Annotated in this window: 24 protein-coding genes and 4 pseudogenes; 18 read left to right on the top strand and 10 right to left on the bottom strand. The window is 46.3% G+C overall.

Features of this window, described 5'->3' with window-relative positions:
* Positions 1 to 301: 301 nt before the first annotated feature.
* The gene (locus tag ACWGOO_RS16780; protein ID WP_452485248.1) at positions 302 to 1882 is read left to right on the top strand and encodes a peptide chain release factor 3; all 1581 of its coding nucleotides are present in this window, start codon (positions 302 to 304) and stop codon (positions 1880 to 1882) included.
* A gap of 145 nt (positions 1883 to 2027) precedes the next feature.
* Here the strand turns inward: ACWGOO_RS16780 and ACWGOO_RS16775 are convergent, their stop codons facing one another.
* A complete protein-coding gene (locus ACWGOO_RS16775) occupies positions 2028 to 2261 on the bottom strand; it encodes a small acid-soluble spore protein SspI (protein WP_044648543.1) in 234 nt (77 codons plus the stop codon).
* Between the two features lie 160 nt (positions 2262 to 2421).
* On the opposite strand from ACWGOO_RS16775, the pseudogene ACWGOO_RS16770 reads away from it, so the two are divergent.
* Positions 2422 to 3087: pseudogene (locus tag ACWGOO_RS16770) on the top strand (potassium channel family protein); the annotation flags it as partial.
* A 71-nt stretch (positions 3088 to 3158) separates the two neighbouring features.
* On the top strand, positions 3159 to 3962 hold the full coding sequence (locus ACWGOO_RS16765; protein WP_452485246.1) for a TrmH family RNA methyltransferase: 804 nt from the start codon (positions 3159 to 3161) through the stop codon (positions 3960 to 3962).
* Positions 3963 to 4121: 159 nt separating this feature from the next.
* On the opposite strand, the pseudogene ACWGOO_RS16760 reads toward ACWGOO_RS16765, so the two are convergent.
* A pseudogene (locus ACWGOO_RS16760) lies at positions 4122 to 4456 on the bottom strand (IS30 family transposase); the annotation flags it as partial.
* 273 nt (positions 4457 to 4729) lie between these two features.
* On the opposite strand from ACWGOO_RS16760, the gene ACWGOO_RS16755 reads away from it, so the two are divergent.
* The 3 genes from ACWGOO_RS16755 to ACWGOO_RS16745 all read left to right on the top strand — a co-directional run bounded on the left by ACWGOO_RS16755 (position 4730) and on the right by ACWGOO_RS16745 (position 6983).
* On the top strand, positions 4730 to 5404 hold the full coding sequence (locus ACWGOO_RS16755) for a helix-turn-helix transcriptional regulator (protein ID WP_452485244.1): 675 nt from the start codon (positions 4730 to 4732) through the stop codon (positions 5402 to 5404).
* Positions 5405 to 5779 carry a RidA family protein gene (locus ACWGOO_RS16750; RefSeq protein ID WP_452485242.1) on the top strand — a complete coding sequence of 125 codons (375 nt, stop codon included), beginning with the start codon at positions 5405 to 5407 and terminating at the stop codon, positions 5777 to 5779.
* Between the two features lie 94 nt (positions 5780 to 5873).
* Entirely contained in the window at positions 5874 to 6983 is a 1110-nt protein-coding gene (locus ACWGOO_RS16745; protein ID WP_452485240.1) for a threonine synthase, read from the top strand.
* Positions 6984 to 7483: 500 nt separating this feature from the next.
* Here ACWGOO_RS16745 and ACWGOO_RS16740 read toward each other — a convergent pair whose 3' ends face one another.
* On the bottom strand, positions 7484 to 8065 hold the full coding sequence (locus tag ACWGOO_RS16740) for a TetR/AcrR family transcriptional regulator (RefSeq protein WP_452485238.1): 582 nt from the start codon (positions 8063 to 8065) through the stop codon (positions 7484 to 7486).
* A gap of 335 nt (positions 8066 to 8400) precedes the next feature.
* On the opposite strand from ACWGOO_RS16740, the pseudogene ACWGOO_RS16735 reads away from it, so the two are divergent.
* The 5 genes and pseudogenes from ACWGOO_RS16735 to yunB form a co-directional block, all read left to right on the top strand.
* Positions 8401 to 9062 (top strand): annotated as a pseudogene (locus ACWGOO_RS16735) (MFS transporter); the annotation flags it as partial.
* A gap of 59 nt (positions 9063 to 9121) precedes the next feature.
* Positions 9122 to 10183 (top strand): LLM class flavin-dependent oxidoreductase, encoded by a 1062-nt coding sequence (locus tag ACWGOO_RS16730; protein ID WP_452485236.1) that lies wholly within the window; start codon positions 9122 to 9124, stop codon positions 10181 to 10183.
* A 22-nt stretch (positions 10184 to 10205) separates the two neighbouring features.
* Positions 10206 to 11144 (top strand): alpha/beta hydrolase, encoded by a 939-nt coding sequence (locus tag ACWGOO_RS16725; RefSeq protein ID WP_452485234.1) that lies wholly within the window; start codon positions 10206 to 10208, stop codon positions 11142 to 11144.
* Between the two features lie 156 nt (positions 11145 to 11300).
* The gene (locus tag ACWGOO_RS16720; RefSeq protein ID WP_452485232.1) at positions 11301 to 12233 is read left to right on the top strand and encodes an aldo/keto reductase; all 933 of its coding nucleotides are present in this window, start codon (positions 11301 to 11303) and stop codon (positions 12231 to 12233) included.
* Positions 12234 to 12375: 142 nt separating this feature from the next.
* Positions 12376 to 13180: pseudogene (gene yunB, locus ACWGOO_RS16715) on the top strand (sporulation protein YunB).
* A gap of 59 nt (positions 13181 to 13239) precedes the next feature.
* Here the strand turns inward: yunB and ACWGOO_RS16710 are convergent.
* Positions 13240 to 14352, bottom strand: coding sequence for a M23 family metallopeptidase (locus ACWGOO_RS16710; protein WP_452485230.1), 1113 nt, complete (start codon positions 14350 to 14352; stop codon positions 13240 to 13242).
* Positions 14353 to 14584: 232 nt separating this feature from the next.
* Between ACWGOO_RS16710 and lipA the strand changes: the two genes are divergently transcribed.
* Both lipA and ACWGOO_RS16700 read left to right on the top strand, forming a co-directional pair.
* Positions 14585 to 15487 (top strand): lipoyl synthase, encoded by a 903-nt coding sequence (gene lipA / locus ACWGOO_RS16705; protein WP_452485228.1) that lies wholly within the window; start codon positions 14585 to 14587, stop codon positions 15485 to 15487.
* Positions 15488 to 15511: 24 nt separating this feature from the next.
* Positions 15512 to 16393, top strand: a complete 882-nt coding sequence (locus ACWGOO_RS16700; RefSeq protein WP_452485226.1) for a YutD-like domain-containing protein — start codon at positions 15512 to 15514, stop codon at positions 16391 to 16393.
* Positions 16394 to 16535: 142 nt separating this feature from the next.
* Here the strand turns inward: ACWGOO_RS16700 and ACWGOO_RS16695 are convergent, their stop codons facing one another.
* Positions 16536 to 17339: an NAD kinase gene (locus ACWGOO_RS16695; protein ID WP_452485224.1), complete on the bottom strand. Its 804-nt coding sequence runs from the start codon at positions 17337 to 17339 to the stop codon at positions 16536 to 16538.
* Between the two features lie 66 nt (positions 17340 to 17405).
* A complete protein-coding gene (gene ylbJ, locus ACWGOO_RS16690; RefSeq protein ID WP_452485222.1) occupies positions 17406 to 18728 on the bottom strand; it encodes a sporulation integral membrane protein YlbJ in 1323 nt (440 codons plus the stop codon).
* 413 nt (positions 18729 to 19141) lie between these two features.
* On the opposite strand from ylbJ, the gene ACWGOO_RS16685 reads away from it, so the two are divergent.
* Both ACWGOO_RS16685 and ACWGOO_RS16680 read left to right on the top strand, forming a co-directional pair.
* Positions 19142 to 19519, top strand: coding sequence for a globin domain-containing protein (locus tag ACWGOO_RS16685; RefSeq protein ID WP_452485220.1), 378 nt, complete (start codon positions 19142 to 19144; stop codon positions 19517 to 19519).
* A 42-nt stretch (positions 19520 to 19561) separates the two neighbouring features.
* Positions 19562 to 20272 (top strand): DUF2225 domain-containing protein, encoded by a 711-nt coding sequence (locus ACWGOO_RS16680; protein ID WP_452485218.1) that lies wholly within the window; start codon positions 19562 to 19564, stop codon positions 20270 to 20272.
* 91 nt (positions 20273 to 20363) lie between these two features.
* On the opposite strand, the gene ACWGOO_RS16675 is transcribed toward ACWGOO_RS16680, so the two are convergent.
* Positions 20364 to 20600 (bottom strand): hypothetical protein, encoded by a 237-nt coding sequence (locus ACWGOO_RS16675; RefSeq protein ID WP_452485216.1) that lies wholly within the window; start codon positions 20598 to 20600, stop codon positions 20364 to 20366.
* Positions 20597 to 20767 carry a YycC family protein gene (locus ACWGOO_RS16670; RefSeq protein WP_014277894.1) on the bottom strand — a complete coding sequence of 57 codons (171 nt, stop codon included), beginning with the start codon at positions 20765 to 20767 and terminating at the stop codon, positions 20597 to 20599. Before ACWGOO_RS16670 ends, ACWGOO_RS16675 begins: the two co-directional genes overlap by 4 nt.
* 96 nt (positions 20768 to 20863) lie before the next feature.
* On the opposite strand from ACWGOO_RS16670, the gene ACWGOO_RS16665 reads away from it, so the two are divergent.
* Complete coding sequence (locus ACWGOO_RS16665; protein ID WP_452485214.1) at positions 20864 to 22651, top strand: M3 family oligoendopeptidase; 1788 nt, start codon at positions 20864 to 20866, stop codon at positions 22649 to 22651.
* 262 nt (positions 22652 to 22913) lie between these two features.
* The gene (locus tag ACWGOO_RS16660) at positions 22914 to 23315 is read left to right on the top strand and encodes an O-methyltransferase (protein ID WP_452485212.1); all 402 of its coding nucleotides are present in this window, start codon (positions 22914 to 22916) and stop codon (positions 23313 to 23315) included.
* Between the two features lie 124 nt (positions 23316 to 23439).
* Here ACWGOO_RS16660 and ACWGOO_RS16655 read toward each other — a convergent pair whose 3' ends face one another.
* Both ACWGOO_RS16655 and ACWGOO_RS16650 read right to left on the bottom strand, forming a co-directional pair.
* Positions 23440 to 23679 carry an alpha/beta-type small acid-soluble spore protein gene (locus tag ACWGOO_RS16655; protein WP_354451835.1) on the bottom strand — a complete coding sequence of 80 codons (240 nt, stop codon included), beginning with the start codon at positions 23677 to 23679 and terminating at the stop codon, positions 23440 to 23442.
* A 90-nt stretch (positions 23680 to 23769) separates the two neighbouring features.
* Positions 23770 to 24735 carry an aldose epimerase family protein gene (locus tag ACWGOO_RS16650; protein WP_452485210.1) on the bottom strand — a complete coding sequence of 322 codons (966 nt, stop codon included), beginning with the start codon at positions 24733 to 24735 and terminating at the stop codon, positions 23770 to 23772.
* 458 nt (positions 24736 to 25193) lie between these two features.
* On the opposite strand from ACWGOO_RS16650, the gene trpS reads away from it, so the two are divergent.
* Entirely contained in the window at positions 25194 to 26183 is a 990-nt protein-coding gene (gene trpS / locus ACWGOO_RS16645) for a tryptophan--tRNA ligase (RefSeq protein ID WP_452485208.1), read from the top strand.
* Positions 26184 to 26211: the final 28 nt, after the last annotated feature.

Raw genomic sequence — 26211 nt, 5'->3', positions numbered from 1 at the left:
ATTGTTCAGCATCCCCTACGTCCTGTTCAGGATGTAAGGGGATGCTTTGCGTTCGGAGTGTGCTATAATAACTTAGTCTCAGGTTTTCAGTTTGCAACTGATTATACGTTAAAGGCAGGCTAAAACATGTAAATAGATCGTATTTATAATGAATATGGTAACGGAGTACGCCGAATACTGGTTCTAACGGTAAAGGAACCGATAGAACCGATGAATTTACGAAAACAGGCGTGCATCATGCCTTTTTTATGAATAGCTTGAGCAGGAACGCAATGGATTTGATCATGAAGGGATATGTGAAATGAGTAAAACACTGGATATACTTCAACAGGAAGTCGACAAACGGCGCACGTTTGCGATTATTTCTCACCCGGATGCGGGGAAAACGACACTGACGGAGAAGCTGCTGCTGTTCGGAGGCGCGATTCGTCTTGCTGGTTCAGTCAAAGCGCGTAAGGCAAGCAAGCACGCCACGAGTGACTGGATGGAGATTGAAAAGCAGCGGGGGATTTCGGTTACATCCTCAGTTATGCAATTTGATTATAATGGGCATCGTATTAACATTCTGGACACCCCAGGTCACCAGGATTTTAGTGAAGACACTTATCGTACATTAACAGCAGCGGATAGCGCAGTCATGTTGATTGACGTAGCGAAAGGTGTGGAAGCGCAAACGATTAAGCTGTTCCAGGTGTGTGCCAAGCGTGGAATTCCGATTTTCACCTTCATTAACAAGCTGGACCGTGAGGGACGCAGTCCTTTTGATCTGATGGAGGAGCTGGAGCAGGTGCTCGGCATCCGTTCGGTGCCTATGAACTGGCCGATTGGTACAGGGCGCGAGCTGTGTGGTGTCTATGACCGTGTCAAAAATCAGGTCGAGCTGTTTCAGGGAGATGACCATTCCACGATCAAGGTACAAAAAGTGGAAGATTACAATGATCCAATCATTCGCGAAATGGCGGGTGAGTATTTGCATGACCAATTGTGTCAGGATCTGGAGTTACTCGATGTTGCGGGTGACCCTTTTGACATGGAGAAAGTACAGCGCGGGGAATTAACGCCTGTATTCTTCGGTAGTGCGATTAATAATTTTGGAGTTCAAACGTTTTTGGAAAACTTTCTTCAGCTTGCTCCCAAGCCGGAGCCGCGTCGCAGTACAGCGGGGGAAATCGAACCGACGAACGAGAAATTTACCGGCTACGTATTTAAAATTCAAGCAAATATGAACCCGGCTCACCGTGACCGCATCGCATTCCTGCGTATTGTGTCTGGTAAGTTCCAACGGGGGATGAGTGTTAAGCATGTACGGATGGGTAAGGAGATTAAGTTGTCCCAACCACAGCAGTTTCTCGCGCAAGACCGCGATATTGTCGAGGAAGCTTTCCCGGGCGATATTATCGGCTTGTTTGATCCGGGTATTTTCCGTATTGGGGATTCACTTAGTCAAGGTGGAGAGATTGTATTTGATGAGTTGCCGACCTTCTCCCCTGAGATTTTTGCCAAGGTAACGGTGAAAAATGCCTTGAAGCACAAGCAGTATCTGAAGGGTATTGACCAGTTGACCGAGGAAGGTATGATTCAGGTGTTCCGTACGGTAAGCTTTGACGATACGCTGCTGGGTGTTGTCGGCCAACTGCAATTTGAAGTGTTTGAGTACCGCATGAAGGGTGAATATGGAGTTGATGTACAGCTTCAGCGTATGCCGTTCCAATGTGCACGCTGGATTGTGGATGATCAGATTGATCCAAGCAAATTCCGCATTAACTCTACGCTGGTGAAGGATAAGAAGGGCAATTATGTTGCCTTGTTCGAGAATGAGTATGCGATGCGGACCGCTATGGAGAAAAATCCTACAGCCAAGTTTTTGGAGATGGCTCCATAAGATTTGGATTTGATAAGCAGGACAGGAATGAAAACGGTATTTGATTTATACAACGAATAGTCCACTCGGTGTTACGGCGAGTGGACTATTTTCGTATGCCGACAGTAGGATGAAGCAGGGTTAAACAAAAGTTTGAAGATAAGACTTAGGTTAGCGGGACGGGCTTGATTTTATCAAGCTGCTCATGTGCCAGGTGGACAAACTCTTGTTGCTGGGTCTGGTTCATGTGCTTCCATGCCACCTCAAGAATGACACCCAATCCGGGCAAAGCGGCCTCTGGTCCATCCACTGACCCAATAATCATATCGGTAAGATCAGCTTCTGATTTGCCGTGAACTTTGTGAACAATGGCTTGTCGTAAATCCAGTGTAATAGGCATGGGTACCTCCCGTATGTTTGTAATTGTTGTCGGGTGTATTATGGCTTGGCCTGCTGCCCGGTATACATGAAGAAGCATTTGGCATAAGCATGCCAAATTTATGTTTTTGGCGGGTTATGCTATACTATGACGGACAGTATGGTGATCGGGAGGTAAGGAAGGAATGGCGAAGAAGCAGTATGCGGTAATTGGCATGGGTCGTTTCGGCTCCAGTGTTGCCACTGCATTGAGCGAAATGGGTTTTGATGTCCTGGCGATTGATTCGAACGAGCAGCGTACACAGGAAATGTCGAATATTGTGACACATGCGGTATCTGCCGATTCGACGGATGAGGAAGCGTTGCGAGCGCTGGGTATACGCAATTTTGATGTCATCGTGGTGGCGATTGGCGAAGATATACAGGCAAGTATATTGACGACATTAATCCTCAAGGATATGGGTGTACCAGCTCTGATCGTAAAAGCGCAAAATGAATTACATGGGAAAGTACTGCAAAAGATAGGCGCGGATAAGGTGGTTTATCCTGAGCGGGACATGGGTCTACGAGTAGCTCATCATTTGACGTCTCCGAATATTCTCGATTATATTGAGCTGTCCAAGGATTATAGTATTCTGGAGATGAAAGCCGCGGACTCCATGGTAGGAAAAAACCTGAAGGAACTCAATATACGAGCCCGTTTTGGCTGTAACGTGATGGCGATTCGTCGAGATCAGGAAATGAATATTTCCCCTTATGCTGAAGATCGACTGGAGACGGGGGATGTGCTTGTTATTGTAGGCCACAAGGATGATTTAACCAAGCTGGAGCTGGCTTTTGCAGTGTAATGTTTGCTTAATGACTTGATGTTCGACAAGTGACACATCATTTACTTTTTAAAGGAACGGACGGATAACGAATGGAAATTACTTCACTGAACAATACACGTGTAAAGGAATGGGCGCAGTTGCTGGAAAAAAAGCATCGCACCCGGCAGCAAAAATATATCGTCGAGGGCATTCATCTGGTGCAGGAAGCGCTGCGTTCGGACGCCTCTGTCGCAAGTGTTGCTTATGATTTGGACAAGGGCATTCCTGCCGAGCTGAATGGCCTGGACCAAGCAGATCAGCCGGTGGAATGGGTTCCTGTGTCGGCGGCAGTCATTGCCAAATGCACCGATACGAAGACACCGCAGCCCGTCTTTGCTATCGTGCGCAAGGAGGAGCGCGGCGCATTCCCGGCGTTGCTGGAGCAGCGGGATGCACTGGTGATGGTGCTGGACGGGGTACAGGACCCCGGCAATGTAGGCACCATCATCCGTAGTGCGGACGCCGCCGGAGCCGCAGGGGTCATTCTGGGTCATGGCTGCGCCGACCTGTACAATCCAAAGACGATCCGTTCTACGATGGGATCGCTTTTTCACCTGCCCGTGATTGAGGGCAGTTTGGCGGAGTTTTTGCCGCAGGCCAAAAGCAAAGGTGCCCGACTGATCAGCACCTCGCTGGACGCAAGTCTGTCGTGCTATGCCGTTGATTTGCGTGTTTCTGCCTGGCTCGTCATTGGCAACGAGGGGCAGGGTATTTCCGCATCCACCGCACGTATGGTGGATGAATCGGTGTTCATTCCGATGCAGGGGCAGGCGGAATCTCTGAATGCGGCGATGGCTTCCACGGTGCTTTTGTTTGAGGCGATGAGACAGCGAAGATTCGCGTGTTCCCCGTAAGGTTGTGGTGTGGGTTATAACATCAACTGAGACAAATTATATTACTAAATGAGACTGTTTATATCCCCGAAAACCCAGTGAAAACGGGAATAAAGACTAAGTAAAATCAAAATCATCTGTTAATGATTGATCTAAATCATCTTAGTTTACGGTGAAAAAGGACAAGGCGGTACGATCAGGCATCCGAATGGCAGTATACAGGCGCGTTTTGCGCTCGATGAACATGGCCACACAGCCCTTGCTTTGTCCATGCCGAGAGACGAACGTATCCAACTCCCAATGACCCAACGTTTTCCGAGATCGAACCGCTTTAGGACATTGCCTACCGCAAACTTGCCGCACGTCTCCGCAGGCTTCTGTAGCTTGCCTTTGTGCCGAAGTACGGTTAGAGTCCCTCTCACCCAAAAGCCTGCATATAGCCAGCGATATATGGTTTTGAAGCACACCACACGCTGTCCCTCCTGACGCAATCGTTCGACGATCTGCTCGGGAGACTAGGTCGCCTGAAGCTTCTCTTCAATGACCATGGTGGATTCTCCTTGTGTAAATGGGGTGTGAGAACTTTCATTCTACACGAATCCGGCCATGGGCTCTTTGTTTGTTTATTTCCAGCAGGTGTCGCACTTCATATTACAATCCGTCATATAAAAAAATATATTGTTTGATTTTTTGTATAAAAAAATATATATTTAAGATAGAAAGTAAGCTTATAACAAATTCTTATTACCCGCATTATGAGTTAAATGGAAATGGAATGAGTTGAGTATATGCAAACTGAAGCACAAACAATATTAAATAGTTATATCCCAATAGCTAAAACAATTGCCAAAATGTTTGGTTCACAATGTGAAGTAGTCATTCACGATTTGACCAAACCCCAGTCATCCGTCATGTTTACTGTGAATAACCATGTAACAGGAAGGGAAGTCGGTCAGTCTTTTGATCACCTAGTAAAACAGGTGTTGTTATCTGATAAATTTAAAGAGGACCATTTAGCAGGTTATGAGATTGAAACAGAGGATCATCGACTTGTGAAATCATCAACTACTCTTATCAGAGACTTTCAGGGACAGGTGATTGGGGCTCTTTGTATTAACTATGATATGGATTTGATGCTTCAAATGAAGAAAATGTTAGATAACTTAATGCCTGTTGGCCATACAGAACAGCAATCTTCTGATGAATTAAAAGAACAGGAAGAGTCAATTCAAAATATAGAAGATATTACTGACCAATTAATTCAGCAAATTATTACTAATATCCCACATCCTTTTATGAAACGTCGTGAAAAGATTGAACTGATTCGATTCATGGACGAAAAAGGGATTTTTCTTTTAAAAGGAGCAGTCGATAAAGTCGCAGACAAACTAGGCATTTCAAGAGTAACAGTATATAGTTACTTAGATGAAGTAAGAAAAACAACAAATGAAAGAGTGAAATAAATGGAAAGTATTTTTAAGGTAGGAAATTTAAAATCTAATGGCCATTATGCATTGGCGACCATCCATAAGGATACAGTTTATGTATCTGGTCAATTTTCTATTGATCCAGTAACCCTAGAAAAGAAATTTGGTACAATTGAGGAAGAAACTCTACAGGCATTGGAGAACGTTGAGTATATATTAAAAGAAGTAGGGAGTAAGAAAGATCAGATTTTAAGAATGACTCTTTATGTTTCTGATATTCAATTGTGGGACCGTGTAGATAGTGTTTACAAGAGTTTTTTTGGTGATCATAAACCGGCACGATCCGTTGTCCCAACCCATAAATTGCACTATGGATTCCAAATAGAAGTTGAAGCTATCGCTTATATTTAATCTATAATGTGAAGACTTAAGGACTAATTTTTTTTGGTTTTAATATATAAAAAATTATATAAAATATAAAAAAATATAAAAGGAGGTACAACAAATGAAAGAGCAATACCGATGCCATTCATGTGGAGCAATCTACAACGTTACTGAAAACGTATGGAAATGTACATGTGGTGGTATGCTAGATTTAGTAAAAGAAAAAGTAACAATCAATGTAGCTAAGTTACAAGAAGAAAAAATGCCTACCATGTGGCGGTATATTGATGTCATGCCATTTGAAAAGAATTCTAAGGCATGGAAGCAAGTCACAATGGGTGAAGGGAGTACCCCTTTAATTGTGTTAGATGATTCTGAGCCTCATACCCTTGTTAAAGTAGATTATATGATGCCTACTTTATCTTTTAAAGATCGAGGGGCGGCAGTTCTAATGGCTAAGGTAAAAGAATTAGGAATTGAACATGTTATAGCTGATAGTAGTGGGAACGCAGGGACAGCTATTGCAGCTTATGCAAAACGAGCGAATATAGCTTGTGATATTTTCCTTGGAAAGGGAACGTCCCCTAAAAAAATTGCTCAAGTAAAAGCTCATGGAGCAAACGTTCGTGAGATAGATGGTACACGTGAAGATGTAGCTGCAGCAGCTCAAAAAGCTGTGAATGAAGAGAAAAAATTCTATGCGAGTCATGTATATAACCCTTATTTCTATGAAGGAACCAAAACGTACGCTTATGAGATTTGGGAGCAAATGAAAGAGACAGTTGAAACTCTTATCATTCCTGTTGGAAACGGTACACTATTATTAGGAGCCTATTATGGATTTAAGGAATTGATGGAAAACCAACTCATTAACAAAATACCTAAGATAATTGCAATCCAAGCAGAGAATTGTGCTCCATTAGCACAAGCTTTCGTAAAGGACGAAATGGAAGCTAAGCAGATTGAAGGGAACCCTACTTTAGCTGAAGGAATTGCTATTGCAGCGCCAGCTCGCTCTGCTCAAATTTTAGAAGCTATTCGTGCTACAGAGGGAGAAATTCTTACTGTAAATGAAGAGGAGATTTTAGAGGCAAGGGCATTATTAGCTGGAAAAGGATTTTATGTAGAACCAACAACTGCTGCGAACTATGCCGGGTATCTAAAATATAATCATTTTCGTTCTGAAAAGATTGTTATTCCTTTATGTGGAGCAGGAATCAAAGCAAATTAAGCTAGAACCTAAATGTAATTTCGCAAAGAAAATCAAATAAAAATTGCCTCATAAGATAATAATAGAATCATTTCTGAGCTTTAATCAAACTATAAAACGGAATGTTCATTTAAAAAGAAACGAATCTATTTTGATCAATCTTTTTCAAAATGGATTCGTTTTATTTATTATTTTGTTATACATATTCTTAACCTACAGAACAATTTAATATCTAACCTAAACAGTCCTGATGAAAAAAATCTCTATTTCGAGGCTGTTTGTACTTTTATGGATGGCAATTGTAACAGTGAAGACTATAGGAGAAAAATAAAAAGCATCTGAAAATTGAACAGCTTAATCAAATTAAATTTTCAAAGATTATTGGTGTATCATAAGGGACATTGAGTGAACTGAAAAAAGATAAGGTGAGCCGGATTCAGAAAATGATAGGATCGATCCACCTTCTATAAATGAATGACCCAAAAGTGATGCCCATTCGTTAAAATTGAACTCATTCCGAATTACTTAAGCAGTGTAAGTATCATTTCTATCGAATTATCAACAAATGATCGCTCTGGACGAGACTTCATTATTACGGTTAGTCCAATTAACGATACGAGTAGCGCCTGTGATACAGCCTTCGCATTTACCCCGATCTCGAGCTCACCTGATTGTATACCTCGTTCAATGGTTTCTTGAAATATGACCGATAGGTACATTTGATGTTCCCTTGTAAGAATTTCAAATTTCTCATCATGAGGTGCAAGTTCGACCATTGTATTGATGCAAAAACATCCTATTCTAGTTCCTTTTGTATATTCTTCATCAACCACACCTTCAAAAAAAGTGCGAAATGCTTCTTTTACAGATGGATTGCTTTGAAGTCTGGTTCGGATAAGAGAAGCACGGGACATTGTGTATTTGCGTAGTGCGGCTTCGAACAATTCTTTTTTGCCTCCAAAAGCTGAGTATATACTGGGTCGTTGAATTCCCATTCTGGAAGTTAAATCGCTTAATGAGGTAGCTTCATATCCCTTCTCCCAAAATAGTTGCATAGCTGCATCTAATACTTTTTCTTCGTCAAATTCGCGGATTCGTCCCATAATCAATACCTCTCGTTACTTTTTATTTTTCTTAATTGCTCAATGATTCTGGTCATATGCAACTATTAACGGCCTTTATTTACGTACCAAATAGTATATTATTATTTTATAATTACCCGTTTATATTGTCAAATGTAGGCTGGTTTATCCTAACAAGGGAAGATCACATATAAGATATAACAAAGTAGATCTAATATATTTATTGACAGTATTCGTTTCTAAGAGTTATATTTGCTGGGGAATATATCGTACCGATGAGTATGATATTTTATCGGATATTAAAAAATGAATGGAAATGGGTGTGGACAGAATGGAGGCTAAAGTAAAAGCAGTAACTGCTTGCCGTTGTGACGTAGACTCTTGTGACGTTCGCGTCGGCAATGGCTAGCCCTGCCGAACGAGGACGCGTCGTTGGCTTGGTAACAAGTGAAATTGTGATTGCATACTTCTTGCTCGAACCATTTCAGGAATATTAACAGATCTTGCGAGTTGGCGTTCCATATATTTGGTCCCTGCTGCGTTGATGCTTCTTATGGTTTGTGCATTATTTAGGGTGTTGCCAAATGTTGATCGTGGGGTAAAATCACTGCCCAATCCTCAACTGCTTAGGTCGGTATTTATGTTGTTCGCACAAGAACGAATATTACGCATCCGCGCTATTTTGGCTCTACTGATTTTTACTGATTTCAGCATTTTGTGGACTTCACTTGTACTGCCTCTTAGCGAGCCGCAATGTTCCCTTTTACATACTGCAATTGGGACGTTTGTTCTCGCATATGATCTTAGCATTGCGTACGGAGGCGCGCAGTCGGCTCACTGCCAGGTACATGGTTTTCTATTCCATCGCGGCGCTATTGGCTCTATCACTTCGACCCATATATATGCACACTATGGCTGGGACGGAGTATGCATGCTCGGAGCCGCATTAAAAAACAGACACATCCCCTGCTTGAAAAGAACTGGAATAATAGTTCGGAAAAAAGGTATATGGTATTAAAACTTTTTTGCTTTCGAAGCTGTTGCTAGAGAAAGCTATTAGAATAGGAGAGATTGACCATGGAGATAGGTATTACTTCGTTTGTAGAAACAAAGCCGGACGTTCAGACAGGTGAAGTGATGAGTCACGCACAGCGATTGCGTGAAGTTGTCGAGGAAATTGTCCTTGCTGATCAAGTGGGACTTGATGTGTTTGGCGTAGGTGAGCATCATCGGAAGGATTATGCGGCATCTTCACCAGCAGTTGTGCTGTCTGCGGCTGCATCACAGACGAAACGAATTCGGCTGACCAGTGCAGTGACGGTGCTTTCTTCAGCTGATCCGGTGCGCGTTTTTCAGGACTTTGCTACGCTGGATGGTATTTCAAATGGACGTGCGGAGATTATGGCGGGCCGGGGTTCCTTTATTGAATCTTTTCCACTGTTTGGCTATGACTTGGATGACTATGATGAACTGTTTGAACAACATTTGGAATTGCTCCTTAAAATACGAGAGTCCGAAAAAGTAACCTGGAAGGGCGGGCATCGACCAGCGATTAACAATTTGGGCGTGTATCCACGGCCCGTTCAGAATCCTTTACCGATATGGGTTGGCAGCGGGGGCAGACAGGATTCTGCTATCCGTGCAGGTCTGTTAGGATTGCCGCTGGTGCTGGCGATCATTGGTGGAAAACCGACGGATTTTGCACCGCTCGTGCAGCTTTATAAGAAAGCAGCAGCGCACGCTGGTCATGACGAATCGCGGCTTAAGGTTGGGGCGCACTCGATAGGATTTGTTGGAGAGAATACGGAACGAGCTGCAGATACATTTTTCCCTTCTACCATGGCAGGTATGAATAAATTGGGCAAGGAGCGGGGCTGGGCGCATTACGATCGTTCTAGCTACGATGCCGCCCGCAGCTTTGAAGGTGCACTGTATGTCGGTGATCCTGAGACTGTTGCCCAGAAGATCATTCACCTTCGCAAAAATGTAGGTGTTACACGCTTTATGCTGTATGTTCCGTTAAGCACGATGCCGCATGCCGAGGTGATGAGAGCCATTGAGCTGCTAGGAACAGAGGTAGCACCCCGAGTTCGAGAGGAAATAACCAAGTGGGAAGCTGAGACGGAAAAAAGATCATAATTCAATGATAGGAGTGATTCGAATGGATTTTGAAAGTCGGGTATTGCCAGAATTAAGGTCGATATTAGTACAATTTCCTGGTTTTCAACTGGAGGAAAATTTAGAACTGAGCAGAAGTTATTTGTCAAGTCCCCCCATTGAGAAGTCGGAGCACGTACGCACGACAAGCCGGATGATTCCGGGCGTAGCAGGCGAGATGTTAGTCAAAATCTACGAACCTGCCCAGCGAACTGACGTTACGCTACCGGCCATGCTGTGGATTCACGGGGGAGGCTATGTGATGGGGCATCCTGATATGGACGACGCTTTGTGCGAACGCTTCGTACAGGCGGCTAAATGCGTCGTGGTGTCGGTCGATTATCGACTTGCTCCGGAGCACCCATATCCTGCTGCTATCGATGATTGTTATGCTGGCTTGACATGGATGACGGACAAATCTGAGTCGCTGGGCATCGATTTGGATCGGATCGCGATTGCTGGTGCAAGCGGGGGCGGCGGTCTGACCGCAGCGCTTGCTTTAATGGCTCGTGACAAAGGTGGGCCAGCCCTCATCTTCCAAATGCCGCTGTATCCGATGATCGACGACCGCAATATGACTGCGTCAAGCCATGAAATTACGGCCGATAACGCAACATGGAACCGGACGAACAATTTGTCGGCCTGGAACATGTACTTGGGCGAGCGTACCGATGCCAACGAGATGTCCCCATATGCAGTGCCGTCGAGGGCGGAAAGCTTGGCGGGGCTACCGCCGACCTATACGTGCATAGGCCAGCTTGATCTGTTCCGAGATGAGACGATCGAATATGTGACGCGCCTTGCGCAAGCGGGCGTAGATGTCGAATTTCATTTGTATCCCGGCAGCTTCCACAGCTTTGAAGTGATGGTTCCACAAGCGGAAGTAAGCCAGCGCGCTAGCCAAAGCTATGTGGATGCGATTGCAAGAGCACTTAATCCTTAAACAATTAAAGGGGCTGTCTCCAAAAGTCTGAAATAATCTGGACCCTTAGTCAAGGACACTTAAAAAAGAGTTTCTAAAAAATGATGAAGCAAACAAAAGATGATTCCTGTATTGAACGGGAGTCCTCTGTAACTTTCGAAAAGGAGATGACGTGAATTGGCAAAGCAAGTGCGTATTGGCAAAACAGATCTATATGTGAAACAAATCGGTTTGGGTGCAAATAAGGTGGGAGGACATAATCTTTTTTCCGATTTGAACGATGAAACGGGCAAAGAAGTCGTTCGCACAGCTTTGGACAACGGCATCAATTTTCTGGATACGGCTTTTATTTACGGACCTGAGCACTCAGAGCGGTTGATCGGTGAGGTGCTGAAGGAGAGCGGCAAACGTGAGGAAGCTGTCATTGCGACCAAGGGGGCACACAAATTTGTGAACGGAGAGGTTGTTTTTGAAAACTCGCCTGCTTTTTTACGTGAATCCGTCGAATCCAGTCTAAAAAGATTGCAGACCGATTATATTGATCTGTTCTATATCCATTTCCCGGATGAAGCCACGCCGAAGGTAGAGGCTGTCGGAGAATTGAAGAAGCTTAAGGACGAAGGCAAAATCAAGGCCATTGGCGTATCTAACTTTTCCATTGAACAACTTAAGGAAGCGAATAGTGACGGCTATGTAGATGTGCTTCAATCCGAATATAATTTGCTCCAACGGGAAGCGGAAAAGGAGCTGTTGCCTTACACCAAGGCCAATGACATTTCGTTTGTGCCTTATTTCCCGCTGGCTTCCGGATTGCTGGGCGGTAAGTATACGAAAGACACAATTTTCACGGACAACAGAGCGAAAAATCCATTATTCCAGAGAGAAGCGTTTGTTCGTAGTATGGACAAAGTGGAGCAGGTGCGGCAGATTGCCAATGCGTTGAATGCAGAGGTCGCTCATGTTGTGCTCGCATGGTATTTGACCCGCGATTCGATTGATGCCCTCATTCCAGGGGCGAAGGGGCCGGAGCAGGTGCTGGCGAATCTGAAAACGTTGAATGTCCAACTGAGTCAGGCGGTTATTGAAAAGATTGACCATATTTTTAAATAATTTTTTCAAATAATACTTAAGAGTCACATCAGGAATTATATATTTTTAGCACACCAAAAGGAGCTGCCGGACGGGCAGCTTCTTTTTCGTGTACCCGCCGCATATCCTTGTAGGGTAAGCTCATCGCTGCGGGGGGATCGGTATGAAGAGAAGACCGCATTGGCACAGCAGGCCTAACAGCAGGCGACACGGAAGACGCAGAATATGGCTCATTGTGGGGCTGGTACTGCTGGTAGGAATCGTACAGGTTGCCTCTTATGTGGAGCAGCATTTGAAACCGCCTATGATGCATTTGGCAAAAGTGCGGGTCAAGCAAATGACGACGGAGGCCATTAATTCAGCGATTACTGCGCAGGTAAAGCAGGGGGAGACCGCTGATAATCTGATCGAATGGTGAACGGATGCGCAAGGGAAAACCACCGGCTTTGTTCTGAATTATGCAGAGCATATGAGAATTACCTCGGATACGCTCAAGGCAGTCAAGGCAACAATGGATAGCATGAGCCATTTTGATGAGAGCGTTCCAATCGGTCAGGCATTGGGCAGTCCGCTGTTGGCAGCCTATGGCCCGAAGGTTCCACTCAAGGTGGAGCCGCATGGAGCTATCAAGGTAGATTTAAATACACGCCAGCAGGATACGGACATCAACATGATTTTGGTGGAAGTGTATATTCGGATTACGACGGAGGTGTCCGTCGTAATTCCTTTTGAAATTCAGCCTCAGATTGTGGAGACGGAAATTCCGGTGTCTTATTTGCTCGTGGTGGGCAATGTCCCGAGTATTACTATGATAATCAAGGTAAGCCCGTTGGTAAAATGGGGCCACCGCCCTCAATTCGGCTCTGCCACCACATGCGATAGAGACAGGCGGCGCTGCGGATTCCGGCATAGAGAGTGTTCCACAGGCGCAGGAAGGTGAATCCACCACTTTATCTCCAACGTCATAAGTGAAGGCAAGTGGAATGTGAGAGGGCTTGATTTTTGTATATGAAAAGCAAAAGGGACCTTATGTGGAGGTCCCTTTTGCTTTGCTGGTTTTGAGCTCCGTTTGCTCCCATTGTCTTAATAACGGATACGGGTCAAAGGACCAGTCCATCCAACCGCTGTCCCGGTATATGCCATAGTGCAGATGTGGCGGGAATTTGCCTTGGGTACCGGGCTTGCCGTAACCCGAGCTTCCGACCCAGCCGACAATCTGACCTGGCGTGACAATGTCCCCGTTGTGAACGGTTTTGTCAAAGCCGGAGAGGTGCGCATAGTAGTGATAGCGATTGTTGAGATCCCGAATCCCGATTCGCCATCCACCGAACGGATTCCAGCCTTTCATTTCGACTACGCCGTAGCAGGTACTTCGAACCGGAACGCCATAGCCGGCGAATAGGTCTGTCCCTTCATGAATGCGGTAACCGCCCCAGCTCCGACGACTGCCCCAAGTGCTGCGATAGCTATAAATGCTGCCCAAGGGAAGCGGGAAGGCTTGTTTGCCAAGCTCCAGCTTTCCATAGGTCCGATACAGTTTGGCAAACTGCTGCACTCTTTGAACCGCTCGGCTGTTGTGGTAATATTCCCATACTGCAATGGAGAACTCATCCTCGGTGCTTCCATATTTACCAAGATAAGAGGCGATGCTGAACAGCAAGTCCCTGTTATTATCACGGTCAGCAATTCCATCACCCGAGCCGTCCTGTCCCAACCCAGAAAAAAAAGAAATGGAACGTGGATGCCGATCCTCGGGATCAGGGTTCATCAGACCGGACCAGACGGGTCCAGTGACAAAGATACCTGTGACTCGCTCCGCATGTTTGCGATCTTTGGGATGCGCAATCGTAAGCGTGCGTTCATACTGGTCGATAGCGGCCAGCCTGTACCACGGAGTCCCTGTCAAGGCTTCGACGGAACGATATAAAGCAAGCCTGGACGTATACAATGATGACTGGGAATTTGGAATAGTAACATGTGCTGTCTGGATGCTTTGGGATGATGTTTGTAATGGTTTGGCTAAGGCCTGAGCATGAAGCGGACAGGCCATTGTCAGTGTAGTGGCGCACAACAGCAGCGGCAACAGGCGAACAATGCGGGCTGTACGTTTAGGGTAAGGTACGTGAACCGACCTCCTCATAAGGGAGCTTTGACAGCCCCCGTAGATTACAGGCCCGTATCCAACGGCATCGGTACGGGCGCTTTGATTTAGATTGATCCATATTCGTCGCTTTTATCCATATAAGGAGTTTACTTTTCCGGCATCAAAGTCATATCAAAAAGGGAACAATGAATGGAGGCTTTCCCATGGCTTTCATGTTATAATGTATGGAAATGACAGCTTAAGCTCATCAGAAAGAAGGTCTATACCATTGTCTAGAAAAGTGAAGGAAGCAAAACCCGACTGGATTCGTATTAAACTTACGACAGGCGATAACTATCAGGAAATCAAGAGCATGATGCGTTCCAAGACATTACATACCGTATGTGAGGAGGCGCGATGCCCTAATATATATGAATGCTGGGCCAACAGGACAGCTACATTTATGATTCTGGGTGATATTTGTACGCGTGCGTGCCGTTTTTGCGCAGTGAATACGGGAATGCCTACGGAACTGGACTTGCAGGAGCCTGAACGCGTCGCCGAAGCGGCTGAAAACATGAACTTGAAACACTGTGTCGTAACCAGTGTGGCCCGCGATGATTTGAAGGATGGGGGAGCCACTGTATTTGCAGAAACGGTGCGTGCGATTCGCCGCCGTTTGCCTGTTTGCAGCGTAGAAGTGTTGATTCCCGATTTTATGGGCGATATCGAATCGCTGCGTATTGTCATGGATGCCAAACCAGATATTTTGAATCATAATATTGAAACGGTGGAGCGGATGTCCGATAAAGTTCGGGCCAAGGCAAAATATCGTCGCTCTCTGGAGCTTCTTCAACGTGCGAAGCAATTAAATCCGTCCATCCCTACCAAGTCCAGTATCATGCTAGGTGTCGGAGAAGAGTGGGACGAGATCTTACAAGCCATGGATGATTTGCGTAAAGTCGATTGCGATATTTTGACAATTGGACAATATTTGCAGCCATCGGAGAAACATTTGTATGTGCAAAAATATTACCCACCGGAAGATTTTGCGAAGTTAAAGGAAGAGGGATTACAACGGGGGTTCAGCCACGTCGAATCCGGTCCGTTGGTCCGCAGCTCCTACCAAGCGCATGAGCAGGTGAAGTCTGCCGCTCAGCATAAGGAAGAAGGCACCCTTTCGCAGGCTTGATCCGGGAAAGGCGGTCAGATTAGCTTGTTTCATATCGGTGGTAAAAACTATGAAGTGTTGCAGGATCACAAGAACGGGTGGAATCCCGAAGCTTTTCGTGACCGGTATAGTGAAGTGCTGGAGCGCTATGATTATATTATTGGTGATTGGGGTTACAATCAGCTGCGTCTAAAGGGTTTTTACCGTGACGTGCATCCCAAGGCCAACAAAGATACATCCATAGCGGTACTGGACGATTACATTAATGAATATTGTAATTTCGGTTGTGCTTATTTTGTGTTGCTTAAGAGCCGCGATGTGCTCAACAAGAATGAAAACAATGATGAATCCGTTTCGTCGGATAATCAACAGTTGGCAGAACCTCAAACGGAACCAACGGAAACGGTAGAAACCGGAGAGCCGCAAGAAGTGCTGCAACGCGCAGACGGAGAAGAACGGGAATGGCCGGAGCCACAGCGCGAGTCCAGGGAAACCGAGGAGCCGCGAGTGGAGCAGCGGCGTGAAGCTCAGGAAATTCGGGAGTCACGGGAGTTGCAACGACGGGAACCAAGAGTAGTCCAGGAACCGCGTGAGCGACAGCCACGGAAACTCTCTGAAAGCCGTCCGTCCAAAGAAGGACGTGAAGGGAATCGGCAGCGTGAGGCGAAGGACGGGCGAATTTCCGGTGAAGGACAGCAAGCCCGGGAACCACGGAAACAGCGCAATCAGCAAGGGGATTTCGATAAAAAGGAATCCCGTGGCCCACGCTATGAGCGTCAACCGAAGGAAAACAGGGATGGACGGCAAGCCCGCGTCTCGCGTGATTCCGGAGGCCAGCGTCAGGCGCAGCCTGCTGCCAAGGCCGAAAGAGCTGAGGGAAGCAAAAAGAATGAAACATTCACAGCTCCACAACAAAGCGGTTCCTGAATTTCAGGAGCCGTTTTTGTTTACCGGTAAACAGATCAACTATGAATTGAGTTGGCCCTATCATACAAAAAAAGAGCCAAGGTTGGCTCTTTTACATGTACTAGTGCTGTTCAGTTCTATGTGTATTTGCAAAGCAGCTTGCCTAATTAAGAAAAGCATTGCGTACCCGATTCCAAAATGGAAAGGGACGATAACGAGCGAAGCTGACTTTGTGACTGGAAACCTGGCAACGAACAGAAATCAAATCATCCACAGGGAAGTTCAGATGATCTACCGTTAGCAGAAGACGCTGATCTTTTCTCGAAAAAATATCACAATGATGGTGCTTGGGCAATAGCAATGGTGATCCAAGTGTCCGATACACCCGGTTGTTAATGGAGGCAATCTCAGTTAATTGCAACGCTTCTATGGTGGGGTGAACCATAGCTCCGCCGAGTGCTTTGTTATAGGCAGTCGTGCCTGAAGGGGTAGAAACGCATATTCCGTCTCCACGGAACATTTCGAAAGTGACATCGTTAATATCCACTTGCGCAACGACAGTGCCATCGACCCCTTTTAACGTAAATTCATTCAACGCAATAAAAGAAGCATTTCCCGACTTCTTGTGAATCTCCAGCTCGATCAATGGATACTTGACGATCCTCGGTTTAAGGGGCCCCTCAGATCCGCTTTGGCTCATCAGGTGGATTAGCTCCTCCAGCTCGTCCGCACGCCAATCGGCATAAAAGCCCAGATGACCGGTATGTACACCAACAAAGGCAATATCCGAAAGTCGGTCGATGAAGGTATGAAACGCATGCAGCATAGTACCGTCGCCTCCAATAGACACGACGATTTCCGGCGATTCGGCATCCAGCTTGAAATTCTTTTCTTGGGCAAGACGGTGAAACTGCTGACTCAAGTCCATGGAGTGCTGATCCCCGCGATCCAGAACATAATATCTCAAGATGAAAAGCTCCTTTGTCATGGGTATATACCGATCATAATCAATTATGAGCAAGAACACAATCGTTCATTGCCTGGACGATCCCCTGAGACGTGCGAATAAGCGGCTTGTGCCTGCACTCAACCAAGAGAGACAGAGCATGGCTATCAGCAGGCAGGTGAGAAATAACAGGCTTTGCCATAACACAGTGGATGAGAAGCCGGGAGACCAGGTGATATCGTATATCGGAGAAAAGGCTGGCGAGCTTCCCTGTCCCATGAGCGGACGCCATAGCACGAGAGCCAGCAGAGTAGAGATGATGCCGTGCGCAGCGCGGGCCAGCAAAAAAGGCAGGTACCGGAGATTCGTCGTATTCAAAATACTCGCGACCTGCGCATGAACCGATAGTCCGCCCCAGGAGAGGACAAAGGCTGCTGCGGCTACCTTGAACGGCAAAGCCGATCTTGTGGCTTCACCAGCGGCTTGTGCCCCTAAGGTGACTTCGAAGATACCGCCTACAATGGAATCTGTTAATGTAGGAGGAAGGCCGCAGGCGGACAATAAGCTTGCTGTAAGCAGGCGAAGTCCGCTCATTAAACCGGAGTTCGTCAAAGCTTCCAGAATGACGCAGAAGAATACAACCAGTCCTCCTACGACAATAATAAGATGGAGGGAGGAAGCAATGGCTTGACGGAGTAGCTCCCCAAACGGACGGCCATCTTCCAAGCGTGCTGTATGCATAGCAAATAACGCTTGGCGCAGTCGTCCGCAAGACGCATCTAATTTGGCATTTGGAGCGACAGCGAGGGATGTTGGTGTAGGCTGCCCGATGTGGCCTGCTGCGGTTGCAGCAGACTGGGGACGGTTGCTGTGAGTATCAGCGTCCCCCAAGCGGGAACCGTGAAAGCGCATGAGCAGGCCTATGATCAGCACGCCACCATAATGGGCAGCGCCCAGCACGACTGCAATTTCAGGTCGATGGAAGAAGCCGACGGAAACGGCACCGATCAGGAATATCGGGTCAGAGGAAGTTGTAAAGGCGACCAGCCGTTCTCCTTCGATGCGGGTGATCCATTTTTGCTCCCACAGCTTGGCCGTTAATTTGGCTCCAATCGGGTAGCCGGATGCACAACTGACAGCGGCGACAAAGCCTCCGCAACCGGGTACACGAAACAAAGGCTGCATGAGAGGGTCCAGCAGCGTACCTATAAAATGAACGATGCCAAAACCGAGCAGGAGCTCGGAAATAACGAAAAACGGGAATAAAGACGGAAACAGCACGTCCCACCAAATGGCTAGGCCACGAAGTCCGGCATTCAGAGAAGATTGCGGGTGCGCCGTCATGAGTATAAATAGGAATAGCAGCATAAAAATGAGTAAAGGGAGTGAGTAACGACGGTACAGTGGCATAGAGGCCCCTCCTTTGGAGTTCTACTACTATTTCTATGGACGAGGATGGACAAAGAGTACCAAAAAGGAAAGAAAGCGTTTGCGCGAAATGCTGTATTTTTGTAAGGGTTATGTTAAAATTAAAAAACAACGATCTATAACCTTAAGGATGGAGTGATCAGGATGAGTATCGTTGCCGGTCTACTCGTGTGTGCTTTTGTGTATGTTATTCGTGCCTCTCTCGTCCATCCCGGTGAAGAGGATTGGCGGAGTTATTAGCTGCGTTTGTAGAATGGCGGACCTCTTTGTAAGTCGTGCAAACCTGTCTGTATATGTGAAATGATAAGATGACGCTTATTCTTAGCGTCATTTTTTGTTTTTTGTTATAATACGGGTGTATATTTATTACCATAGCATAGAAAGTTGGAGGAAAAGTGAATCCTAGCCTGAGCATTTATGACAATCTTGGGGGTGCAGAGGGTGTTCGTGCTATTATTGAGGCCTTCTACCCGAGAGTTTATAAAGATCCGTTGTTAAGTCCGCTGTTTCCTGAAGATATGGAGTCGGTCAAGGAAAGACAGTATATGTTCCTGAGTCAGTTTTTTGGCGGACCATCCCTGTTTTCAGATGCTTATGGTCACCCGATGTTACGTGCAAGACATATGAAGTTTCCCGTAACGGAGGAGCGAGCAGAGGCATGGTTGTCCTGTATGGCGGGTGCGTTAACGGATACAGGCATTGAGGAGCCGCTTCGTTCATTTATACTTAACCGATTGTCTGGTCCTGCGCATCATTTTGTAAATACCCCGTAAACTTGCGGAGATTGCCGAATTTTGGAGAGGGATGTAAAAACATTGGAACTTGAACCGTTATATCAGATTAAAATCTCTTGTCCGCATTGTGAACAAGAATATCAGACATCCCGTGTCAGACCGAGCCTAAAGAAGGCAATTCGTACGGATTCAGACTTCTGCGCGTATTACAAGAATGAAAATCCCGATTTTTATGTCGTACGGGTTTGCCCTCATTGCGGATTTACCTCGACAGAGCATTCTAGCGTTCAGTTAAGCGATCAGCAGACCAAGCTGTTTAAGGACAAAATCGGTAATCGGTGGCAATCCCGCGAATATGGCGGACATCGTAACTGGAGAGAGGCGCTGGATACGTACAAGCTGGGTTTACTGTGTGCGCAGGTCATCGGAGAAAAGGAACGGGTGATAGCCAGCCTGTTGCAGCATATCGCGTGGATGTACCGATACCAGGGGAATCAGGAGCAGGAGCTTCGGTTTCTCAAGTTTAGTTTGGACTCCTATATTCGGGTCTATGAGTTGGAGGGTGTCGGGGCGAATAATGCCAGGCTGTTATATTTGATTGGAGAATTGCACCGACGTACAGGCAACTATCACGAAGCGGTACGCTGGTTTTCACGTGTCATTAATGACAAGAAAATTATGGACGCGTCTATGATCCGGGCTTCTCGTGAACAATGGACGGTATTAAGGGAGCAAATGCTCGCTAAAAATATTCAGTTGCCGGAGGAAATGCAGAACGCAAGCTCTTCCTGATAAAACAAGGTGTGCACTATGGCCGATTCAGGCTCATGGTTCACACCTTGTTTATCAACAACGGCTACCTTTCTCTAAACTGCCTCATGAATTAATGATGGCGCAGGGTGGTATCTGACAGCAGATAATCGTTGTCACAATCCACCAAAGTAACCCTGCTGTGGCAGCATGGAAACACAAGCAGCTTTTTCATACCTTCATGTATGAGCTTAAGCTCTTTGGGCTTTAGGGGTAGCAGGACGTTCTCATGGTCGCAAAACGGACAAAATTGTACATAAACGTCTCCCATGACAATGTCATAAGGCCAGGTTTTGTGAAAAGGAATCATGATTTGTCCGATTCACCGCCGTTCGGGTCAGCGGTTTCTTCTTTGGCCAGTTCGGCCAGCTTTTGCATCAAAATATGCTGGGGTGTATGCATGAGATGTTCCAGCGGAATGCCGAGCTTTTCGGATAATTTCACAGCCGTTTCTGGCGAAATTTGTAAAGGTCTCATCCTGTGTTCCTCCCAATTGTAGTGATTTTACCATCACGATGTAGCTTTATTGTATATGAAACCACATGAATTCGCCAAAGGAAAGGTGGAACTGCTATGAAAACACCGTTGAAGCAAACATGGGATTTGGAATCCATATTTAGTGGGGGGTCTTCCTCTCCCTCATTTAAAGCATTTTTGGAGGAGCTGGAGAGCAAGGTTCAACAATTGCAGTCCCAGCTTAAATCAGCCAAAGTACCGCAAACGGTATTGGATACCGAGCGTATGGATCATGTGCTGAATGCTATACAGGAGCTGTTTAACGGAGTATCGCAAGCAGGTTCTTTTGTTTCCTGTCTAACTGCCCAAAACCAACACGACAAGCAGGCCGTTGAACTGGGCGCACGCGTAAATGCGCTGTATGCAGAGGGAAAAAGTGCTTTGGTTTCCTTCCAGAATCTGCTGGCACAAACGAGTGAAGACATTTGGCAGAAGTGGATGGAACGGGAAGCGATGAAGTCGATCTCTTTTGTCCTGAATGAATACCGGAACGAAGCTCGTGAGAAAATGGCACCTGAGCTGGAAAGTCTCGCATTGGATCTGGCTGTGGACGGCTACCACGGTTGGGGGGATTTTTATGACACGATTGTCAAAAATATGACGATACCTGTTCCAGAAAATGGAGAAATCGCAAATCTGTCCGTAGGACAGGCTGCCAACAAGCTGGATGAACCGGATCGTAGTGTGCGCCAAGAAGTGTTCACACGTTGGGAAGAAGCATGGACGAAGGTTGAGGACTATTGTGCGGATACACTGAACCACCTGGCAGGCTTCCGCCTCAAGCTGTATGCAAACCGAGGCTGGACTGATGTACTTAAGGAGCCGCTGGAAATCAGCCGCATGTCCGCACAGACGCTGGATACGATGTGGCAGGTTATTCATGAAACGAAGCCTGTACTGGTTAAATATCTGGAGCGGAAGGCGAAGCTGCTGGGCTTGAAGAAACTGTCCTGGCATGACGTTGAGGCCCCACTGGGAACGTCTACTACTAAAATCTCGTATGACGATGCAGCCATAACGATTGTTGAGCAATTTGGTAAATTCAGTCCAAGAATGGCTGATTTTGCTCAAATGGCTTTTGAGAAAAGCTGGATTGAAGCAGAAGATCGTCCGGGAAAACGTCCTGGTGGATTCTGTACTTCCCTTCGTCTTAGCAAAGAGACCCGTATCTTCATGACCTATGCTGGATCGCCTTCCAACGTTTCGACACTGGCCCATGAGCTTGGACACGGTTATCATCAACATGTGATGAATGAATTGCATCCATTGAATCAAAATTATGCGATGAACGTAGCTGAGACGGCTTCGACGTTGGCAGAGCTGATTGTATCGGATGCTTTGCTGGAGGCCTCCGAGGGTCAAGAGAAGGTAGCGTTGCTGGAGGATAAAATTCAGCGCGGCGTAGCCTTTTTCATGAATATTCATGCCCGCTTCTTGTTTGAAACCCGTTTTTACGAGCTGCGGAAAAATGGGGTCGTAGGAGCGCAACAACTGGGAGAATTAATGGAGCAAGCACAGCGTGAAGCGTTCAGCGGCGTTTTGGATGAGACTCATCCTCATTTTTGGGCATCCAAGCTGCATTTCTATATCACGAACACTCCATTCTACAACTTCCCATATACATTTGGATACATGTTCAGTGCCGGGATTTACGCCTTTGCGAAAAAAAATTCAGATGGCTTTGCCGATCAATATGATGCCTTGCTGCGTGATACGGGTCGCATGACCGTGGAAGAATTGGCCTTCAAGCATCTGGGGACTGATTTAACACAGGCTGACTTCTGGCGTAATGCCGCGCAAGTCACAGTTCAGGATATTGAGCAATTTTTGCAAATGACGGAATAACGGATATATACTCCAAATTAGGTCTCCCGCAAGGGGGGCCTTTTTTGCAATTCTTGCAGAATATCAAGAATAAAGTCGTAATGTGTCGAATTAGATTTGGTATTACCTGTTGGCGAAATTTAAATTGATGTATATACTTAGAAATTAGTTATAAATACCCATTTATCTCATTTATGATTGTAACGTCAAAAAACTTCGCATATAATTGAGTCATAAGACCTATTAATGGTTTTGAAACAGGTATATAGGGGGCATTTTTTTAATGAATGAAATAGGTCAATTGTCGTTAGTAAGGCAGATGGATATCGTTTTTAAAGAACTGGATGATGAACTGGCAGGTTTGTCGTCAGGAACTGTATTTGTACAAATACGTAACAACGTGGTTGGGAAATTTGGTATCCGTCATAATCCGATTGCAGGTAAAGGCGGTACATTTGGAGCGGTGGAACCTGGGCTGTCTGTAGATCATCGGGCGGACTTCCGTCGTATGGCGCTGGATACACTAAATCACAAGCGTAGTTGGACTCATGGTGAGATTGCTTTTGATTTTGCCGTCAGACAGGGAACCATTCTGGTGGATGCTACGCTGGAATCGAATTATAACATGGCGAATCTCATGATCCGTTATAACAAGCCTACATACCGAGCGGCTAATTCGGAATAATCGTTCATATCAAAGGATAAAGAAAGGGCGGCCTTCCTGGGGAAGACCGCCTTTGTTATATGCCCGACTTATCGCATTTTGGTTAAATGCGATAAACGGAATGCTTCATGTGGAATAATGACGCTTATTGACCTGAACGACCTGATAATTGCTGTTCGGCCAGCTGTACCAAGCGTTTAGTGATATAACCTCCCAGAGAACCAGCCTCACGGGATGGCATGTCACCATAATAACCGTCTGCCGGAATGGTGATGCCCAGCTCTTGTGCTGCTTCATATTTCAATTGTTGCAGTGCGTTGTTGGCTTGAGGTACGACCAGGTTGTTACTGCGGCGTCCTCTGCCTTGATTAGCTCCATTAGCCATGTGTAGTCACCTCCTTCGGCTGTGATGAGGTTATTATGCGACAGAGTTATGAAAATATGCGCCGAAGGAAGGGAAATGAATAGAGGGAAATTACGGATATATCATATGAACCTGAGTTTTCAGGTTAATGGACTGCTGAGGCTCCAGTCGAATCAGTCCGCCCGTTCCCACAGGATCGTGCATATTGGGTGCATCAGGCAATAAGGTATAGGGCTCGATGCAAAGATACTGATCGCATTCACCCTTGGTATACAACACCCAATACTTAAAGTATTGCTCATCCGCCGTGTAGCGAATCTGATAACCGTCATCACGGGTCAACAGGGCCTCAGCAGGTCCTTCCGATGCACGCAACAGCGTATCCAGATTCGTTCCTTTTAGGGAAAGTCCCGTAGAGAGCGACTCCAAGTCATGCAAAGGGGCAATTGCACCTGTTGGGAGCTGTTCAGCGTCCTGCTCATATACGCCATTCACAGGCAGCTTCAGGCTCCAGCGTTCAGGCTCCCCATCTACCATAAACCAAGTGTGATATCCCAAGCCGAACGGGGCTGCTTTGTCACCCAGATTCGTTACACGCAGCGTTTGGCTCAATACGGGTCCCTGCAAGCGGTAAGTCATCTCCAGACGCAGAGGAATAGGAAACTGCTCGATCCAATGCGGATCACTTTCCGTCAACAGCTCGGTGGTCACGCTGCAACCTTCCTCATCTTCTTCAATATCACTGCAACGCCAGGATTGATTACGATGCAGCCCATGTATATGATTGTCGTTGGCCGTATTCCGATCAAACTGATAGGGAATACCGTCAAACTCGAATTGTCCTTTGCGGATTCGGCCGGGAGGGATCAGAATCGGCAAGCCAAAATGATACGGCTTTTGCAAATAAAAGGCCAGTTCTTCCTCGCCAGGACGCCGTACGATATCCCGATCCAGCTTCAGATCACGCACCGAGATAATATTATTCCCGAGACGGGGGATCATCGTAACTTCCAGCTCAGGGCTATGTAAAACATACGTGTCGTAACCATTCCAATGTTCTTTGGTCACTTGTTTCATATCCATGCTCCTTTGTCCACTATAATCGGTTGAAGCTTCGTGTCATTATGATAACAGATTTTTGACCGCAGGGCACAATCGTCATTTGACAATAACAGGATGCAGAATTATCATAAATGTAGTTTACAATGTAATGACATGGATAACGCGATGATGAGGACAAGTAAGCCTTCGCATACGCTCTTCAGAAAGCCGGTGGTAGATGCGAACCGGTGAGCCTGCACTGCTGAATGGACCTTGGAGTGCCGAACAGAACAGGAAGCATTCTTCCTCAGTATGACGGCCGATTGCTCCCCGTTAATGGAGCTATAAGATTGCAAGCAGCCACGGGGCATGACTCCGACAAGTAACAGGCTGAAGGCAATGAATAAGGGTGGTACCACGGTCTCGCGTCCCTTGATGATGCGGGGCCTTTTTGCGTTCAATGGTTTAAATAAATTTCAGGAGGAATGATGAATATGAAAACTGTACTTTCAGGTATTCAACCCAGCGGACAACTTACTTTGGGCAATTATATCGGTGCAATGAAAAACTTTGTCAAGTTGCAAGAGGATCATCGCTGTTACTTTATGGTCGTAGACCTTCATGCCATTACGGTGCCGCAGGAACCAGCTCAATTGCGTGAACAGTCGGAGGCCGTGGCGGCATTATTTATTGCAGCAGGTATTAACCCCGAGCAGTCCAACGTCTTTTTACAATCCCACGTACCTCAGCATGCGGAGCTGGGATGGTTGATGACAACCCTGACCCATATGGGCGAGCTGGAACGCATGACCCAGTTCAAGGACAAATCGGCGGGTAAGGACTCGATAGGTGCGGGGTTGTTCGTATATCCAGCTCTGATGGCAGCTGACATTTTGCTTTACAATGCGGATTTGGTTCCGGTAGGTGAAGATCAGAAGCAGCATTTGGAGCTGACACGCGATTTGGCAGGTCGTTTCAATCACCGCTACGGAGATTATTTCACTGTTCCCGAGCCGTATATCCCTGAGGTGGGCGCACGAATTATGTCATTGGATGATGCCTCTAAAAAAATGAGCAAAAGCAATCCGAATGCGGGCAGCTATATCGCTCTGCTGGATGAACCGAAAGTCATTCGCAAGAAAATCAGTCGCGCTACCACTGATTCCGGCAGTGAAGTTAAATATGACCCGGCAAGCAAACCGGAGATCAGCAATCTGATGGGAATTTACAGCCAGTGTACGGGCCTGTCGCTTCAGGAAGTACAGAATCGTTATGAAGGTCAAATGTACGGTACGTTCAAAAAAGAGCTGGCAGAGGCGGTTGTAGCCACCTTGGAGCCTATTCAACAGCGTTATCGTGACATCCGGGAATCCGGTGAGATTGGACGCATTTTGGCCCAATCCGCAGAGCGGGCGCAAGAAGCGGCTGAAATCACGCTGGCTGCGGTCAAAGAACGTATGGGGTTTCTGCCCCGCAAGCGCTAAGACAAACCGCAGGCCAACGCGATCAGGC

It is taken from the genome of Paenibacillus sp. NPDC055715 (assembly GCF_053617595.1).
This window is presented reverse-complemented; position numbering and strand designations above follow the sequence as displayed.

Coding starts and splice junctions, on each gene's coding strand:
- ACWGOO_RS16740 (WP_452485238.1), bottom strand. CDS start 8,065: ATGGGACGAATCCGCGAATTTGACGAAGAAAAAGTATTAGATGCAGCT.
- ACWGOO_RS16765 (WP_452485246.1), top strand. CDS start 3,159: ATGGAAATTACTTCACTGAACAATACACGTGTAAAGGAATGGGCGCAG.
- ACWGOO_RS16775 (WP_044648543.1), bottom strand. CDS start 2,261: ATGCCTATTACACTGGATTTACGACAAGCCATTGTTCACAAAGTTCAC.
- ACWGOO_RS16670 (WP_014277894.1), bottom strand. CDS start 20,767: ATGAGACCTTTACAAATTTCGCCAGAAACGGCTGTGAAATTATCCGAA.
- ACWGOO_RS16730 (WP_452485236.1), top strand. CDS start 9,122: ATGGAGATAGGTATTACTTCGTTTGTAGAAACAAAGCCGGACGTTCAG.
- ylbJ (WP_452485222.1), bottom strand. CDS start 18,728: ATGCCACTGTACCGTCGTTACTCACTCCCTTTACTCATTTTTATGCTG.
- ACWGOO_RS16745 (WP_452485240.1), top strand. CDS start 5,874: ATGAAAGAGCAATACCGATGCCATTCATGTGGAGCAATCTACAACGTT.
- ACWGOO_RS16725 (WP_452485234.1), top strand. CDS start 10,206: ATGGATTTTGAAAGTCGGGTATTGCCAGAATTAAGGTCGATATTAGTA.
- ACWGOO_RS16650 (WP_452485210.1), bottom strand. CDS start 24,735: ATGAAACAAGTGACCAAAGAACATTGGAATGGTTACGACACGTATGTT.
- ACWGOO_RS16660 (WP_452485212.1), top strand. CDS start 22,914: ATGAATGAAATAGGTCAATTGTCGTTAGTAAGGCAGATGGATATCGTT.
- ACWGOO_RS16755 (WP_452485244.1), top strand. CDS start 4,730: ATGCAAACTGAAGCACAAACAATATTAAATAGTTATATCCCAATAGCT.
- ACWGOO_RS16675 (WP_452485216.1), bottom strand. CDS start 20,600: ATGATTCCTTTTCACAAAACCTGGCCTTATGACATTGTCATGGGAGAC.
- ACWGOO_RS16710 (WP_452485230.1), bottom strand. CDS start 14,352: ATGAGGAGGTCGGTTCACGTACCTTACCCTAAACGTACAGCCCGCATT.
- ACWGOO_RS16655 (WP_354451835.1), bottom strand. CDS start 23,679: ATGGCTAATGGAGCTAATCAAGGCAGAGGACGCCGCAGTAACAACCTG.
- ACWGOO_RS16780 (WP_452485248.1), top strand. CDS start 302: ATGAGTAAAACACTGGATATACTTCAACAGGAAGTCGACAAACGGCGC.
- ACWGOO_RS16750 (WP_452485242.1), top strand. CDS start 5,405: ATGGAAAGTATTTTTAAGGTAGGAAATTTAAAATCTAATGGCCATTAT.
- trpS (WP_452485208.1), top strand. CDS start 25,194: ATGAAAACTGTACTTTCAGGTATTCAACCCAGCGGACAACTTACTTTG.
- ACWGOO_RS16665 (WP_452485214.1), top strand. CDS start 20,864: ATGAAAACACCGTTGAAGCAAACATGGGATTTGGAATCCATATTTAGT.